This is a genomic window from Edaphobacter sp., assembly GCF_028283685.1.
Classification (GTDB): Bacteria; Acidobacteriota; Terriglobia; order Terriglobales; family Acidobacteriaceae; genus Edaphobacter.
In genome coordinates, this window is sequence record NZ_JAPWKF010000003.1 from 23,350 (window position 1) to 39,555 (window position 16,206).

16 protein-coding genes are annotated in these 16,206 nt (G+C 63.1%); 11 read left to right on the forward strand and 5 right to left on the reverse strand.

The window, feature by feature from the left end:
* Positions 1 to 37 precede the first annotated feature (37 nt).
* Positions 38 to 1,129: a serine hydrolase gene (locus PW789_RS04580; RefSeq protein ID WP_299372098.1), complete on the reverse strand. Its 1,092-nt coding sequence runs from the start codon at positions 1,127 to 1,129 to the stop codon at positions 38 to 40.
* 293 nt (positions 1,130 to 1,422) lie between these two features.
* Between PW789_RS04580 and PW789_RS04585 the strand changes: the two genes are divergently transcribed.
* Together PW789_RS04585 and PW789_RS04590 are read left to right on the forward strand one after the other, a co-directional pair.
* On the forward strand, positions 1,423 to 1,713 hold the full coding sequence (locus PW789_RS04585) for a DUF2164 domain-containing protein (protein WP_299372101.1): 291 nt from the start codon (positions 1,423 to 1,425) through the stop codon (positions 1,711 to 1,713).
* Between the two features lie 189 nt (positions 1,714 to 1,902).
* Positions 1,903 to 2,931, forward strand: a complete 1,029-nt coding sequence (locus tag PW789_RS04590) for a methyltransferase (RefSeq protein ID WP_299372104.1) — start codon at positions 1,903 to 1,905, stop codon at positions 2,929 to 2,931.
* 244 nt (positions 2,932 to 3,175) lie between these two features.
* Here PW789_RS04590 and PW789_RS04595 read toward each other — a convergent pair whose 3' ends face one another.
* Positions 3,176 to 4,429: a histidine-type phosphatase gene (locus PW789_RS04595; protein WP_299372107.1), complete on the reverse strand. Its 1,254-nt coding sequence runs from the start codon at positions 4,427 to 4,429 to the stop codon at positions 3,176 to 3,178.
* Between the two features lie 169 nt (positions 4,430 to 4,598).
* Here PW789_RS04595 and PW789_RS04600 point away from each other — a divergent pair, with 169 nt between their 5' ends.
* Positions 4,599 to 5,336: a DUF3617 domain-containing protein gene (locus PW789_RS04600; RefSeq protein WP_299372110.1), complete on the forward strand. Its 738-nt coding sequence runs from the start codon at positions 4,599 to 4,601 to the stop codon at positions 5,334 to 5,336.
* 236 nt (positions 5,337 to 5,572) lie between these two features.
* On the opposite strand, the gene PW789_RS04605 is transcribed toward PW789_RS04600, so the two are convergent.
* Positions 5,573 to 6,214 (reverse strand): NAD(P)-dependent oxidoreductase, encoded by a 642-nt coding sequence (locus tag PW789_RS04605; protein ID WP_299372113.1) that lies wholly within the window; start codon positions 6,212 to 6,214, stop codon positions 5,573 to 5,575.
* A 687-nt stretch (positions 6,215 to 6,901) separates the two neighbouring features.
* Here PW789_RS04605 and dnaN point away from each other — a divergent pair.
* The 5 genes from dnaN (at position 6,902) to rnpA (ending at position 10,687) form a co-directional block, all read left to right on the forward strand.
* Positions 6,902 to 8,056 (forward strand): DNA polymerase III subunit beta, encoded by a 1,155-nt coding sequence (gene dnaN / locus PW789_RS04610; protein ID WP_299372297.1) that lies wholly within the window; start codon positions 6,902 to 6,904, stop codon positions 8,054 to 8,056.
* A 262-nt stretch (positions 8,057 to 8,318) separates the two neighbouring features.
* The gene (locus PW789_RS04615) at positions 8,319 to 8,786 is read left to right on the forward strand and encodes a GyrI-like domain-containing protein (protein WP_299372116.1); all 468 of its coding nucleotides are present in this window, start codon (positions 8,319 to 8,321) and stop codon (positions 8,784 to 8,786) included.
* A gap of 168 nt (positions 8,787 to 8,954) precedes the next feature.
* Entirely contained in the window at positions 8,955 to 9,698 is a 744-nt protein-coding gene (locus PW789_RS04620) for a DUF882 domain-containing protein (protein ID WP_299372119.1), read from the forward strand.
* A gap of 94 nt (positions 9,699 to 9,792) precedes the next feature.
* Entirely contained in the window at positions 9,793 to 10,140 is a 348-nt protein-coding gene (locus PW789_RS04625) for a PilZ domain-containing protein (protein ID WP_299372122.1), read from the forward strand.
* A gap of 184 nt (positions 10,141 to 10,324) precedes the next feature.
* A complete protein-coding gene (gene rnpA, locus PW789_RS04630) occupies positions 10,325 to 10,687 on the forward strand; it encodes a ribonuclease P protein component (protein WP_299372125.1) in 363 nt (120 codons plus the stop codon).
* Positions 10,688 to 10,827: 140 nt separating this feature from the next.
* Here rnpA and PW789_RS04635 read toward each other — a convergent pair whose 3' ends face one another.
* Positions 10,828 to 11,505 carry a VTT domain-containing protein gene (locus tag PW789_RS04635; RefSeq protein ID WP_299372128.1) on the reverse strand — a complete coding sequence of 226 codons (678 nt, stop codon included), beginning with the start codon at positions 11,503 to 11,505 and terminating at the stop codon, positions 10,828 to 10,830.
* A gap of 213 nt (positions 11,506 to 11,718) precedes the next feature.
* On the opposite strand from PW789_RS04635, the gene yidD reads away from it, so the two are divergent.
* The 3 genes from yidD (at position 11,719) to PW789_RS04650 (ending at position 14,390) form a co-directional block, all read left to right on the forward strand.
* The gene (gene yidD, locus PW789_RS04640; protein ID WP_299372131.1) at positions 11,719 to 11,958 is read left to right on the forward strand and encodes a membrane protein insertion efficiency factor YidD; all 240 of its coding nucleotides are present in this window, start codon (positions 11,719 to 11,721) and stop codon (positions 11,956 to 11,958) included.
* 142 nt (positions 11,959 to 12,100) lie between these two features.
* Positions 12,101 to 13,171, forward strand: coding sequence for a Rieske 2Fe-2S domain-containing protein (locus PW789_RS04645; protein ID WP_299372134.1), 1,071 nt, complete (start codon positions 12,101 to 12,103; stop codon positions 13,169 to 13,171).
* Between the two features lie 295 nt (positions 13,172 to 13,466).
* The gene (locus PW789_RS04650) at positions 13,467 to 14,390 is read left to right on the forward strand and encodes a hypothetical protein (protein WP_299372137.1); all 924 of its coding nucleotides are present in this window, start codon (positions 13,467 to 13,469) and stop codon (positions 14,388 to 14,390) included.
* Positions 14,391 to 14,762: 372 nt separating this feature from the next.
* Here PW789_RS04650 and PW789_RS04655 read toward each other — a convergent pair whose 3' ends face one another.
* On the reverse strand, positions 14,763 to 16,016 hold the full coding sequence (locus PW789_RS04655; RefSeq protein ID WP_299372140.1) for a hypothetical protein: 1,254 nt from the start codon (positions 16,014 to 16,016) through the stop codon (positions 14,763 to 14,765).
* Positions 16,017 to 16,206: the final 190 nt, after the last annotated feature.

The window sequence follows — 16,206 nt, forward strand, 5'->3', positions numbered from 1 at the left end:
TGCAGCCGATTGTATCGAATCAACTTCCTCTCCCCACCTACTTCATCAACGCCGCCATCGTCCTGGTAAACCGCTCCGGTGCGCCCATCGCCTCCAGAATCAGCGGATACAGCTTCTTTCCGTTCTCCCCGTTCGTCAGGATCACCGCGCCGCTCCCGTCCTCGCGCACCAGGTACGCCAGCGTATGCACCCCGGGATCGTGCCCCCCATGCATCATCACCGTCGTTCCGCCAAAGCGCATCAGCTGCCAGCTCAGTCCGCTGCCCGCAGCATCCGGACAAAGTCCCGCCGCCAGCCGCGAGCACATCTCCTCCCGCACATCGATCTGCATCCTGTCCCGCTCCGCCGCGACCTCCCGCGTGATGCCCGTGTTCGCCATCACCGCCTTCAGCAGCAACGCATAGTCATGCGCCGTCGTGTAGACCATATCGGCGGAGATGGGCTTGTCCGCGAATCGCGGCATCATCCACACGCCCTTATCGTCCGCAGGCACCGCTACCCTCCCGATAAAGAACGGCTGCGGCGTAAACGCCGTCTCCTTCATCCCCAGCGGATCGAAGACCAGCCGCTTTGCATTCCTGTCCAGCGGCACGCCCGTCTTCTTCTCCATAAACCGCGCCAGGTACTCAAAGCCCTCGCCCGAGTAGCCATACCGCGTCCCCGGCTCGAACTGAAACGTCAATTTGCCGCCCGTCATCGAACGCCAGTTCGCAAACCCCGTCTGATGCGTCAGCGCCATTCGCGGCGTCAGCAGATTCCTCCGTGCATCGTCCGCAATATCCGGGTCCGTCCACACCGGCGCCATCGGCTCATCCAGCGTGAACACCCCCTGCGAGAGCAGCCGCATCGCCACCTGCGCCGTAATCGGCTTCGTCAACGAGGCGATGTTGTACAGCGTGCGCGGCGTCGCCTTCGTCGTCGCATCCTGCATCCCATACGCCCGCTCCATCACAATCCGCCCATGCCGCAGTACAGCAATCGAGACGCCCGGCACATGGTTCTCCGCGAGCAGCCGGGGCACCTCGCGATCCAGCCGCTCCGCCACCCCGGCAGACTGCGCCATCGCCAGCACCCGCACCAACAGACAAAACAAAACCACCACCACGCGGCGAGCCAATATCCATCTCATGCCGCCGTTAGACAACCGCACCCCACCGAAGTTTCACCGGGCAACACTTTGTGACGAACGTCCGCGCCCTCAATACCGAAAACACCGGCCGGAATCCTGGGTGCCCCATTCATGGCGCGAAGCGACATGAGTAGACCAGCGACAAACTCTCAGGAAATCGTAGTCATCTCGACCGAAGCGAACCGGTCCCCGGCGAGTTTGCTCGCTGGGTCAGGAAGCGCTGTGGAGAGACCCGCTCTGAACCACCAAAGCCCCCCACACACACCATGTACCCTGATGGAAGGAGCCGCACCATGCCGCACACCGACCCCGCCATCGAACTCACCAAAGAGCAGCGCGCCGATGCCATCGACTCCCTGCAGCGCTACTTCGAAGAGAACCTCCCCGAGCCCATCGGCGAGATGCCCGCAGGCCACCTCCTCGACTACTTCCTCGAAGAGATCGGCTCCGTCATCTACAACCGCGCCGTCGCCGATGCACAATCCCGCCTCCACCTCCGCCTGGAAGACCTCACCGGCGAACTCCACACCCCCGAATTCACCTACTGGCAGCGCATCGACAACAAACGCCGCACCCGCCGCTGACCGGCTTTTCACCTGCAAGCATCCTCCTGGATGCGCGGGTGCCCCGCGTCCCGCCTCTGAGACGTAGGTTCACACCCATCACCACTTTGTGACAGAATGCAGCATCCCCCGGGCACACCCTCATCTCATACCTGCGAATCCATCGCATCGGGCCGCGCACCACCGAACCTCCACAGGAGTTCACCCGATATGAGCGCCACCACAGCAACACCTCCCCGGACCAACGTCTCCCCCGAACGCATCCTGCAGTTCGCCTGGGGATACGCCCCCACCCTCGCCATCGAAGCCGCCATCCACCACCGCGTCTTCGACGTCCTCAACGACACCCCACGCACCCTCGCTGAGACCGCCGCCGCCACCGGCGCCTCCGAGCGCGGCCTCCGCGCCATCATGAACCTCCTCACCGGCCTCGGCCTGCTCGCCCGCGAAGGCACACGCTACGCCCTCACCCCCGAGAGCGCCGCCTTCCTCGTCAGCACCAAACCCGGCTTCCAGGGGGGCTTCTTCAAACACACCTCGCAACAGCTACTGCCAAAGTGGCTAAAGCTCAATGAGATCGTCGCCACCGGCCACCCCGCGCGTTCCGTCAACACCGAAGGCGACGGCAGCGCTTTCTTCCAGCGCTTCGTCCACGACATCTTTCCCCTCAGCTACCCCGCCGCCACCACCCTCGCGAAACACCTCGCGCTCGGCGACAGGCAGGGAAGCATCCGCGCCCTCGACCTCGCCGCCGGCTCCGGCGTCTGGGGCATCGCCCTCGCCGAGCAGGCCCCCAACGTCACCGTCACCGCCTTCGACTGGGAGGGCGTCCTCCCCGCCACCGTCAACATGGTCGAGCGCTTCGGCCTCTCCCCGCGCTTCGAGTTCATCGCCGGCGACCTCAACATCACGCCCTTTGGCGGGGACTACGACGTCGTCACCCTCGGCCACATCCTGCACAGCGAAGGCGCCGCCCAGAGCAGGGAGCTGCTCAAAAAAACCTTCGCCGCACTCAACCCCGGCGGCACCGTCGCCATCGCCGAGTTCCTCGTCAACCAGGACCGCACCGGCCCCCCGGGCTCACTCATCTTCGCCGCCAACATGCTCGTCAACACCGACGACGGAGACACCTTCAGCTTCGAAGAGATCAGCCAGTGGCTCACCGCCGCAGGCTTCACCAAACCCCGCACCCTGGAAGCCCCCGGCCCCTCACCCCTCATCCTCGCCACCAAAGTCTGACACCACGCGAAGCGCATCAGCACCAACACACCAACCGGGTCCGGGTGCGGGTGCCGGGTGCCGGGTGCCCCATTCATGACGCGACAGCGGCATGAGTGGGCATTCGAGCGAAGCTCGAACCGTCCCGCTTAAGCGCACGACTTCAGCCGTGCCACAAACTCACCACAAAAGAAAGCGGTTTCAGCCGCCGAGGACACCGCACCCCGACCACTCCCTCTCTCGAAAAAATAAGCTCCTGAAACAGTTACAAATCCCCCACCCGCTTCTGCACCACCTTCACAAACCCCTCCACCGAACACCCATACCCTGGCGCACCTTCACTGCACCCCGGCACATACACCGGCGACACCGAAGGCCCATCGCCCTCGGTCAACACCGCAAGCGAACGGATCTGATCCAGCGTCTGCGCCACAAACCGCACCCGTACCACGTCGCCCTTCGCGCCGTGCCACAGCTCAAACACCATCGCCGACCCCGGAGGCGTCGCATTCTGCGTCTCGTCGCTCACCTTCCAGTCCATCTGCAACAACCCGCCCAGCCACCCCAGGTTCGCATCATGCGCCGAAAGATATGCCACCTTCGCACTCCCATCGCCCTTCGCCTGCACTTGCAGCAGCTGCGCAATCTTCAACGCCAGCGGCCCCGCCGCAGCCTTCGACCAGTACGGCGTCCGCAACATGAAGTCGTGATAGCGCGTATTCATCTCCATCAGCTCATCCAGCTTCGCGCGATCCACCCGCCCCCAGCCCACATCCTTCATGGGCATCCCTTCGATGTACTGCAGCAGAAAGTTCTCCGCGAAGTCCGCACCCGGCGCCACCGCATTCTCTCTGCGCGCATCGCGAGCGACCACCTTCACCGCAGCATCACGCGCCGCCTCGCCATGCATCATCGCAGGCACCTCTCCCTCGATCATCATCGTGCGAAAGTCCGGCACCGTCCTGCATCCCGCACACTGCGTCAGCACGTCATGCATCGTCTCCAGCGGTCGCGCGTACGTGCCCGTGAACCACAACGGATCGTCGCCCATGCGGCCATTCACCGCATCCCCCAGCTTGCCCTTATCCAGATCCGGAGGGTCAGTCGTCAGAGACATTTCAATACTGTGCGCATCGCACTGCGGCATCTCGTGGAACAGCTCCCCAATCACCACTACCGCCGATGCAAACGCCCGCGGTGATTTCGTCGAATACGCCAGCACACTATGGCAGTTCGTAATCAGCCCGCCATACTGCTGCCTGTAGTACTCACCCATTTGCTTCAGCGCATCGATGCCATGCGGCGTCAATAGCCCCGCCTGCACCGGCCACTTCGGCCACGGCTGCGCGTTGAACACGCCGCTTCGCATCTCGCTCTCGATCGGCGCCCTCAATCCATGCCGCGCCACAATCACCACACCGCGCAGCTCTTCCTTCGCAGCAGGAGCCGCACCCTGCGCCCGAACATCGCCAGCTGCGCACGCAGCCAGCAACAGAAGCATCAAACTTCGTCGCAACATCGTCGACCTCACCCGCTACCCGTCAAAAACTGATGCCGTACGCAACATGTGCGCATGCTCGTCCTGAGGCACCGCACGCCGCAGGTGGATACTCGTTGCTGCTGCGCGGTAAACCCGGTTTTCGGTGCCCACATCATACAGACGTAACGATCAAAGGATGATGCCCTCCATGCGCGCAGTGCCTCAACACCTAGCCTCTTCCTCACGATGTGCAACGCCCTGCGCGACCATCTCCCTCCGCACAACTCTCTGCCTCTGCACCTCACTCTTCTTCCGCACAACGCTCTGCCTCTGCGCAGCTCTCTGCCTAAGCACCGCAGCTGCCGCACAGGCGAAGCAGGCATCCGCACAACAGCATTCCGCACAGCTGATCTCTGCGCAACAAACATCACCATCGGCACAACAGCCGCCATCCTCCGCCACGCAACAACCCGCCGGACCACCGCCCGTCAAGATGGGCCTCTGGAACTCCACCACCGTCACCACCATCAGCGGCCTGCAGCTGCCGCCCGCGGTGCTCGATCAGCTCAAGTCCATGGGCCGACCCGACCCCACCGCGCCAAGAACCATCAACTCGCAGTCCTGCCTCACCCCCGAGAAGTGGAAGGAGATGTTCACCGCCGCACAGGACCGCAAAAACTGTACCGTCGCCAACCTGCACCAGGACGACCATGGCATGTCCGGCGACATCACCTGCCAGTCCGGCAGCGGAGGCACCGGCAACGCCAAAGGCCATCTCGAGATGACCTTCCTCAACCCCGAAAAGGTCCACGGCACCATGCACATGGAGGCCGTCACCTCCCGTCAGACGCAGCCCATCATCGTCGACATGCTCATCGACTCCGCCTACCAGGGCGCCGACTGCCAGGGCATCTCCCCCGACACCCCTAAAGTCATCATGAAGTAGCCAAATCTAACTCGGCCTCACGCTTGCTCTTTTGGCTTGTCATTCCGTAGCGAACCGGATCCCCGGCGAGCTTGCTCGGGGCAGGAAGCGCCGTGGAGAGATCCGCGTCTCGAACCAAACACCGACCACCGGGTGTCGGTGTCCGGGTGTCGGGTGCCCGGGTGTCGGGTGCCCCATTCATGGCGCAAAGCGACATGAGTGGGCCAGCCACAACCCCCTCAAGCAAAGCCCCTCTCTCAATAGCTCAGATAAACACCCTTCCGCACCCACTCCCGTCCTTCCACCTGCCGCATCATGAACTCCGCCACATCCTCCCGCGAGATCCACCCTCCATTGCGCGGCAACGCCTCCCCATCCACCCGGTAGCTCCCCTTCGCCCTCCCATTCGTCAGCATCGGAGGCATCACCATCGTCCAGTCCAGCCCGCTCGACGACAGCCGCAGATACTGCACCGTCTGCTCATGCACCGGCCACTTCAGCGCCGTCCGGTAGACCACCCTCTCCACCAGCCACCGCCGCCACGCCGGCTGCAACTTCAGCGAATCCCCCCGCGCCCCCGCCGAGCCCAGCGCGATCACCCGCCCTGGACCCTTCTCCCGCATCACCGCCACCAGCACCGGAATCGCCCTCGGCAGCACATTCTCATTCCGCAGCGGAGAGTGCGCCCCCAGCGCGCTCAGCACCACCTCCGACCCCTCCAGCGCCCTCGCCACATCCTCCGGCTCGAACACGCTGCCCTGCACCACACGAACTTTTTCTTTAAATCGAAGCTCCGCCGGACGCCGAACCAGGGCCGTTACCTCGTACCCGGCCGCCAGCGACCGCTCCGTCAACAGGCCTCCGGTCGCGCCGTTAGCCCCCAGGATCGTCACACGCACGCGATCTCTCCCTTTTCACCTGTAACCGGATATTGGACGAGTTATCCTCGGTTTCCGCATGCCGCTGTTGAAAAATAGCTTTATATAAATCCCTCTAGAAAAACCGCTTGACCGCTTAATTCATTAAGCGCGGGTAGATTTCCGCACCGGTTTTCCGCACCGCCTGTGGAAACCGTGGATAATTTCGGACGCTTTTCCGGGTTTCCCTCCCACTTTCCCCTTAATGCTTTCGGGGGGGCCACGTTTTCTAAAACGGGACACGAACCTTAAGTGCTTTAAATAAAAGACATTGGCACGTTATCCACTTTTCAGCAGACAACGGTTACGGAGACGATCTCTATATCCCCTTTTAAAGTCTTTTCTTCTTAATCTTCCCTCGCGCTGCGCTTCCGTTTTCCTCGCCGCTTCGCTCAGCCGCGCCCCGCACCCCATCCCGGCCCTTCACACATCGTCAAACGCCTTCCTTATAAGAGGAGCGGATCTCCTCAGTTTCCGCATTGGGCCTCCGTTTTGCACATCGCAGCGCACCCTTCCCGCGCCCTAGAATCAGCAAGGCAATCAAACACACTCCTGCCCACCCGATCCGCGCTCTGCCCGGCCTGTTTCGGTGTTACATTTTGGGCAGGTACTGCTTTTCAACAGCCTGCGATGGGGGATCACGTGACGACAGCAACCCAGGACTCCGAGATGAACGCCAACACTGCCGCTACCGGCAACCTCGAGATCACCGTCTCCCGCGCCGAGCTCCTCCGCGAGCTCACGGCAGCCCAGTCCGTCGTCGAGCGCAAGACCACCATCCCCATCCTCTCCAACTTCCTCTTCGAAGCCACCGAGGAAGGTACCCTCACCATCACCGCCACCGACCTCGACCAGTCGCTCAAGACCTCCTGCGCCGCCAAGGTCAAGAAGCCCGGTGCCTGCACCATCCCCGCGCGCAAGCTTTACGACTACATCAAGCTCCTGCCCGAAGGCGACATCTCCATCAAGCTGATGGACAACCACTGGGTCCAGATCCGCGCCGGCCGTTCCAACACCAAGATGGTCGGCATGGCCCGCGCCAACTACCCCCAGGTGCCCGAGTTTCCCGCCGCCGGCTTCGTCAAGCTGCCCACCGCCAGCCTCAAGAACATGGTCTCGAAGACCATCTTTTCCATCTCCAGCGAAGAGTCGCGCTACACCCTCAACGGCGCCCTGCTGGTCCTCAAGGCCGAGTCCATGGCCATGGTCGCCACCGACGGACACCGCCTCGCCCACATCGAAAAGCTCGGCGAGAACCTAGAAGGTATCCAGGGCGAAAAGAAGACCCTCATCCCCCGCAAGGCGCTCGGCGAGCTGCAGGGCCTGCTCAACAACACCGAGTCCACCGACATCGACTTTGCCGACGACGACCAGACCCTCTTCTTCAAGGTCGGCGGCCGCGTCCTCACCAGCCGCAAGCTCACCGGCCAGTTCCCCAACTACGAGGCCGTTCTTCCGCGCGACAACAACAAGTTCGTCATCGTCCGCAGCGAAGACCTCATGAGCGCCATCCAGCGCGTCGCCCAGTTCGCCGACGAGCGCTCCGGAGCCATCAAGATCCGCCTCGAGCAGAACGAGCTCAAGCTCAGCTCCTCCTCCACCGACGCCGGTGAGTCCGAGGACTCCATCGAGACCCCCTACAACTACGACCCCCTCGTCGTCGGCTTCAACAGCCAGTACCTCATCGACTTCCTCAAGGCCATCGGCAACACCGGCGAGGTCCGCCTCGAGTTCAAGGACGCCCAGTCCGCCGGCCAGATGCGCCCCGAAGACGGCAACGAAGAGGTCCGCTACCGCTACATCCTCATGCCCATGCGCATCTGATTCCTCCGTGGAGGACGGTAAACAACATTTCAAGGCGCGCCAAACGGCGCGCTTTTTCCTTCGATAAATCGGCACTTCCTGTTGTCATTTCGCCGCGCAGCGAAGAAATCTGCTTTCTTCCACCCAACCCAAAATCCTGTCATCCCGACCGAAGCGAAGCGTTGGGGTTGAAAGAAACGGTTTTTCGAACTTCGGACTCCTCCCTGACCCTCAATCCCGGAAAATCTCCCCGGAAGAAGATTAAAATCAATAAGTAACCCTCATGATCACGACCCCGGAAATCGTCTCCTCCCCCGAACAAACAGTCGCGTACATCCACCTCCTCATCCCCGGCCAGGAGATCGCCACCGCCCTCCCCGCCGCGCTCAACGAGCTCCGCGACACCCTCCACGACCAGCAGATCGCCATCACCGGCCCCTGGTACTCCTGGCATCTCCGCTGCCCCCGCGAGACCTTCGACGTCCGCATCACCATGCCCATCGCGCGCGCCGTCCAGCCCACCGGACGTGTCGAAGCAGGCACCCGCGAAGCCGCCACAGTCCTCCGCACCACCTATACCGGCAACTACACCAGCCTCCCCGGCGCCTGGGGCGAGTTCCACGACTGGATCGACAAAAACTCCTCCCACCAGAAGCTCCGTGCCGACCTCTGGGAGGTCTACCTCGTCTGCCCCGACACCAGCCCCAGCCCCACCGACTGGCTCACCGAGATGAACCGCCCCATAGCCTGACCGGGCACCCCGGCACAAATTCCCGTAACGGTCCGTATCCCCCAAAAAGGTAACTAACCCAGCAGGGTACTGTCGGTTACAATTCATTCAATGTAAATGGCGATCGTTGAATCCCATTCGCGTCCCCGCATCACCCGTTCGTGAATCCACCCCAGGAGACCGTCAATTTTGGCCTTGACGCCTTCATCTCTTCGTTCCTTTGTCTGCACCCGCAGACTCGCCGTCCTGTGCGCCGTCCTCCTCATGGGAGTGCTCCCCTCCTCGGCTGCCACGCGCAAGTCTTCCGCCCGCAGACACCCCGGACTGCACCGCCTGACGCATGCCTTCGTCAACGTGGCGCTCCCCGGCGCAGGGCTCCTCCCGGACGAGGAAGATGATCTCCCCACCGACGGCCAGCAGTATGAGCTCAAGCTCGTCCGCGCCTACACCGGCGAGGTCATCGACGTGGTCTACCGCATCGGCGACACCTACATCCCCGACGCCCTCGACAAGCTCAACCAGTTCCTGCGCGACAGCCACAACGAGGAGGTCACCTCCTTCGATCCGCGCACCTTCGACGTCCTGCACACCATGCTCGCCAAGGTCGGCAAGGCCGGCAGCAGCGTCAACATCCTCTCCGCCTACCGCACCCAGGAGACGAACGACACGCTGCGCGAGAGCGGCAGCACCAACGCCGCCCTGCACTCCCAGCACATTGAGGCCAAGGCGCTCGACATCCGCGTCCCCGGCGTCTCCGCGCCCACCCTGCGCGACGCCGCTCTCTCCCTCGACGCCGGCGGAGTCGGCTACTACCCCCGCAGCCAGTTCATCCACGTCGACGTAGGCCCCGTCCGCCAGTGGACCTACTCCCCCCACGCCCACCGCGTCTCCCGCCACACCCATCGCCGCTCCAGCCACTCCAAAAGCAGCTAGGTAAGCCAGAAGCAACCAGGTAAGCGAGAGCAGCCAGGCAAGGCACGCCCAAAACTAACCCACCCTCACCATTCAGCCGATAAATCCCGCAGCAATGCCTGCGACCCCACGAGAACGCCGCCGCTCCCCGCGCCACCGCGCCCAGGGCCCGGTCGAATTCCGCATCGAGAACTGGCACCTCCGCCGCGGCCGCATCCTGAACCTCTGCCTCCAGGGCTGCCTCATCGAACCGCAGCACGCCACCGACTGCATCCCCGGCGACACGCTCGATCTGCGCTTCGAGATCCATCGCCTGGCCTTCCGCGCGCGAGCCATCGTGCGCAGCCATCACCCCGGCGGCCGCCTCGGCGTCGAGATCACGGAACTCAGCCCACGCAGCCACGTCCGCCTGCAGCAGCTCATCGCTGAACTCGCCGAAGCGAAGCAGAACAATCCTGGTTAGGAACCGTCAGCCTCCCACTGGAAGGCCTCATTTAAAGGCACATGGAACACATGGGCTATACGAAACGCAGCCTCCAGCGAAGGCGAGTCCTGTCACTCCACAGCGTAGAGGTGGAATCTGCTTTCTTCGACCAAGCCCCCCTGCGGTATCCCACCCGCACCGGCAAAGCGTTTAAACTCAAAGCATGACCCCGCTCATCTTCCGCCTGCGCAAACACGCCGACTACCAGCGCGTCTACCAGGCCAGCCGTAAGCAGTTCTCCAAACAGATGAGCTTCTTCGTCGCCGCACGTCCGGCCGACTGCACCTTCACCGAGCCCAGCCCCCGCATCGGCCTCACCGTCGGCAAGGTTATGGGCAAGGCCCACGACCGCAACCGCATCAAGCGCCGCATGCGCGAGGCCGTGCGCAAAAACCTCCCCGAACTCACCGCCCCGGTCGACGTCATCCTGCACCCCCGCCGCTCTGTCATCGATCTCGACTTCGCCGCCCTCACCCGCGAGGTCGCCCAGGTCTTCCGCACCATCCAGAAGACCGCCACCAGGTAACTCCATCCGACTTACTACCCCTTGTCATTTCAACGCGCGCCTGCGCAGACAACAGTCAGTCTCAAGGCAGCGGAATCACTTTATGTCGGCTTGTGAAAGCGATGAGCTTGGATGAGAGTGTTGGACAGGAGCCGTCGTGCCTAAACCAAGTCGGCATCCGACGACGTGTCTTCTTCGCCGTCAGCGTTGGTTTTGCGGCGGCGACCGAAGAGTCTGCGAGTGATAGACACGGCAAGCACGACGAGCAGCAGGCCGGCGCAGGTGAGGAAGAGGGCGGCGTGTTCATCGAACTCCCGATGAACAGTGTGGATGATGGTTGCGCCGTAGACGACGGCGATGATGGAGACGAGCAGGAAGCGGAGGAATTTTCCGCAGAAGATACCGGCAGCGTAGGGAAGGGGCTTCACCTCGAAGACACCGGCTGCGAACTCGAAGACCTTCAGCGGAAAGGGTGTGGGCAACATCGCGGCAATGGCGATGACGAAGAACTCCTGCCGGGCGAAGCGGTCGCGGAGTTGCTCGTATCGCTTGCGGTTGATGCGTTTGAGGAGGAAGATCTCTCCTCCGGCCCGTGCGATGTAGTAAGGGATAAGGCTGCCGAGAGCAGAGCCGAATGCGGCCACGAGCGCGTAAAGGACAAGCCGGGGGCGGTTTCCGTTCACGTAACCGATGAGGACGAGGTCGAAGGCGGGCGGGATGGGAAAGATACCGGAATCGATGAAGGAGAGGCCGCCCAGACCCCAGATACCGAAGGGTTTGAGCACCGCCATGATCCAAATCGCGGCTTTGCGGAACCAGATGACAGGATGAAGTTTCACGGTATCGCTTTTAGTCTACCGGGGCTGGCCGGAAGGCTTTCGAGGAGGGTGTCGTTGGAGGTGTAGTGAGGACGGAAGCTCAATCCTCAGGCTTCCATTCCACCGTTTGTCGCCAGGAACGAAAATCCCGGCCGAAAAAGTAGGTCGCTGGCATCGAATTCGCCCATTTCAGGCTGCAGAAATACACTCGATAGAAGTCATCCACTCAGCGCCATGCCCGAAGAACCCTCCCCAGCCGCGCTCGCCATCTTCCGCTTCTACAAGAACGTCCTCTCCCCCGTGCTGCACACCCTCAGCCCCTCGCAGTGCCTCTATCTCCCCACCTGCTCTGAGTATGCCTACATCGCGCTCACCCGCTTCGGCCCCGTCCGCGGCACCTGGCTCGCCCTGCGCCGCCTCGCCCGCTGCCACCCCTTCGCCAAGGGCGGCCTCGACCCCGTCCCCGACCGCTGACGCTTCAGATAATCGCTGAGGCTTCCAGATAATCGTTGAGGCTTTCAGATAGATGACGCTTCCTGACCGCTGAGGCACACACAACCCAGCCGCTGATCACGCAACGTATTGAAGCCGCTCCCCGGAGAGGCCATAATGTCCCATGGCGTCCCCGCTCCACATCGTCTCGTCGCCCGATCCGGCAAAGCCTCCCGTCACCCTGCCCCGCGACTGCAGCTTCTCCGAGTCCGACTGGCGCGCCCTCGCACCCCACTGGTTTCCCGTCGCCTTCTCCCACGAGATCACCCGCCAGCCCTACGCCGCGCGCCTCCTCGACGAGCGCGTCGTCCTCTACCGCCTCACCGACAACACCATCGCCGCCGCCAAAGACATCTGCTACCACCGCGGCGCGCCCCTCAGCATGGGACACGTCGAAGGCGACGAGATCATCTGCAAATACCACGGCCTCCGCTACGACCCCACCGGCCGCTGCACCTGCATCCCCGCCCATCCCAACGGAGCCATCTCCCCGCGCCTTCGCCTCCACATGCTCCGCGCCCGCGAGGCCTTCGGTCTCGTCTGGGTCCAGCTCGTCGAAGACGACACCACCACCCTGCCCGTCATGGACGAGTGGAATGATCCCGACTACCTCCAGGTCCTCCCCAACAGCGTCCCCATGGAAGCAGCCGCCGGTCGCCAGATAGAAGGCTTCCTCGACGTCAGTCACTTCGCCTTCGTCCACCTCGAAACCTTCGGCGAGTCGCAGAACCCCGAAGTCCCCGACTATCCCGTCACCCCCACGCCCCACGGCTTCGTCGCCGACTACATCTCCACCGTCAGCAACTACTCCGTCGACTTCAAGCACCTCAATCCGCCCGGCTTCCTCTGGCGCCGCCGCTTCGAGGCCTTCCTGCCGTTCACCGCCAAGCTCACCGTCTTCTTCCCCCAGGGCGGAGAGCTGCACATCCTCAACGCCGCCTCGCCCGTCTCCGCCCGCAAGACCCGCCTCTTCGTCCCCATCTGCCGCAACTTCGACAAGGACGGCCCGCTGCAGGACACCCTCGACTTCAACCACACCGTCTTCGCCGAAGACCAGGCCATCGTCGAGCAGCAGTACCCCGAAGATCTCCCCCTCGACCTCCACGCCGAGGCCCACTTTCCCGCCGACCGCAGCTCCATCGCCTACCGCCGCGGCCTCGCCGCCCTCGGCCTCGGACGCACCTTCACCGCCTGACCCCACCCAACACAAGCCCACCACCCACTGTCGTCATCTCGACCGAAGCCGGGTGCCCCATTCATGGCGCGAAGCGACATGAGTGGGCCAGCCACATCCTCTTCAAGAATCCTCTTCAAGAAAAGCAGTCATCTCGACCGAAGCGCAGCGGAGAGACCTGCCGTTCAACCCCGTGGAGACCCCTGCTGTTCGGCCAACCCAGCCCCACCCTCCACTCCGGGTTCACCCGCTTATCTCAAACATCAAAACAATCGATACCCCAACCCTCCCTCCGCAGGCTCATAATGGACGCACCATGACACGGCATCTCTGCTCGACCCTGCTCCTCCTCGGCGCATCTCTCGCGCCTGCCGCTCTGCACGCCGCCGACCCACTCACCCAGATCACCCTTCCCGGCGACCACCTCTACACCGAGAGCATCACCTCGCTCAAAGACGGAACCCTCTTCATCGGCTCCCTCGGCAAAGGCACCGTCAGCCGCATCCCCCACAACTCCACCGACGTCACCGTCTTCATCCCCGCCGGCACCAACGGCCTCAACTCCGTCTTCGGTGTCTACGCCGACGAGAAGAGCAACACCCTCTGGGTCTGCTCCGACAAGAGCGACAAGTCCCCCGACGTCGCCGCCAAGTCCTTCGACCTCAAGACCGGCGCCGCCAAGGGCAGCTACCCCCTCAGCCCAGCCTCCTTCTGCAACGACTTCGCCGTCGGCCCCAAAGGCATCGTCTACATCGCTGACACCTCGCTCGCCACCGTCATGATGCTCCGCCCCGGCGCCACCACCCTCGAAGTCGCCATCAAGGACCCGCTCCTCGAAGGCATCGACGGCCTCGGCTTCGGCGACAAGCACACCCTCTACGTCAACAGCGTTCGCAAGAACAAGCTCCTCCGCGTCGACCTCGGCCCCGACGGCAAAGGAACCAGGGTCACCGACCTCAAGCTCTCCCGCGCCATCTCCAGGCCCGACGGCATGCGCGCCCTCGGCAAGAACCGCTTCCTCCTCGCCGAAGGCGACGGCCACATGGACATCGTCACCATCGGCGCCGACAAGTCCAGCGCCGAGATCACCACCCTCAAGGACGGCATGGAACTGACCCCCGCCGTCACCGCCACCAAAGGCATGGCCTGGGTCGCCGAAGGCAAACTGGCCTACCGCAACACCCCCGACAAAGACCCCGGCGCCTTCCACCTCTACGCCGTCCCCCTGCCAAAGAAATAGCAAAGCAGCGCAAACAGAAAACTCGCGCAAACAAAAAAGGGGGAGCGGCGCAAACCGCTCCCCCCTTTTTGCTCCCATAAAAGTTACAAATAATCCCGCTCCCCCAACACCCTGATTTCCAACCCCAAACCACCCCACAAAGCAGAACCACTAAATACCCCACCAAGCACAACCACTAAATACTGTCATCTCGACCGAAGCGGCGTAGCCGCGCAGTGGAGAGACCTGCTTCTCAACCACCAAACTCCACCCAGCCGGGGCCCCATATCTGGTCACGCCAGATGTGGGTTTGCAGGATGCCCATGCACCCACAAAAGCAGCGTGTGGCAACTAATCCCCACCCACCAAAAATCCCCCACCAAAGTTACAAACTCAATCCGTCTCCGAAGAATCCTTCTTCAGCGCCCCACCCGTATGCCGCCACGCACTCCCCGCGGCATCGCGAACGCTGTTTGCACTCTTCCCCAGCGCCTTGCCCGTACTGTGCGCTGCAGTGTCCAGCGCCGCACCCGTCTTGTTGTTCGCCAGCACCAGCGCCGTATTCGTCTGGCGATCGCTCAGGCTCAGCGCATTCGCCGTTGAATTCGCTCCAACCAATGTCCCGTCGACACCTGCATTCCCCCCGCGGATCGCCGCCTGCACCGGACGCTTTGAAGGCTCCGCCCACGCCACATCGCTCTCCGGCAGCGCCTCCAGGCGCTCCACCCTTGCCGCCGAAAAGTCGCTGCGCTGCATCTTCTCCAGCAGCGGCCACTGCGACGACTTCGCCCATATCGCGCCGTTCATCAGTGCATTCGGCTCGCCCACATTGATCACCGAACGCACCGCCATCCGCTTCATCGACTCACACCGATCCCCGCCGCAACCCTTCCGGCACAGCTCATGGTTCAGAAACGATCCATGCTTCCCATACGACAGCCACACCCGCGCCCCATGATCCTCCGCGCCCAGCGCCGAGGCCCGCGTCAGCTGGCTCGCATCGCATGCCGTATCCTCATGCGCCGCCGCATACCAGTACACCGCGCGCCATCCCTCCGCCGAATCGCCCGTGCCGCCCGTCAGCAGCACCGACACATGCTCCGCATCCAGCGCATGCCCCAGGCGCCCACAGTCCGTGCGCCACAGAAAGTAGTAGTGCAGCTCGATCCTTCGGCCACGCAGAGAACCCAGTGCCACCACCGACGACGCTCCCGCCGTAGCCGATGAGGCTGCCGCTGAAGGCGTAAACGCAGCCGCCGACGAGGCCGAAGACACCGCCGCCGCCTTCAGCGCGCCGCGTCCCTTCTCCTCCAGCAGAGTCGCCTGTCCATACAGCGTGCCGTTATCGGCCAGCACATACGGCGTCGCCGTATTCGTCAGCAGCTCGCCCGGCATCGCCGAACAGTCCTGGCCACTCACCATCACCTCGGGCACAAACTTGTCCAGCAGCGTCTGCTCCAGCGCATCGCTCAACCCATCGCCGTCGCTGTCCACCCGACTGCCCGGAACCTGCGCCTGCGCGATGCCGCCCATCACGCAGCCCAGCGCCAGCACGCACATCACCCCACGCGCCCGCCTGCCGGCAACGCCGGAAGCCATCGGCACGCTCGAAACCATCAACAAACGCCCAGTAAACAGATTGCGCATCGAAACTCACCCATCCTTCAGCAAACCGCAATTACAGCAAACCGCAATTGCCAGGCGAAACAACGAAACAAGCGCAAGCAACCCAACCGCCCGCAAGTAATGACGCACAACCCCAACCCATAAGACATCATTCATTGCCACCGGCGATGCCTGCCCACTCCGCATTTCCCGCCCCTGCGCCCCACCTCAT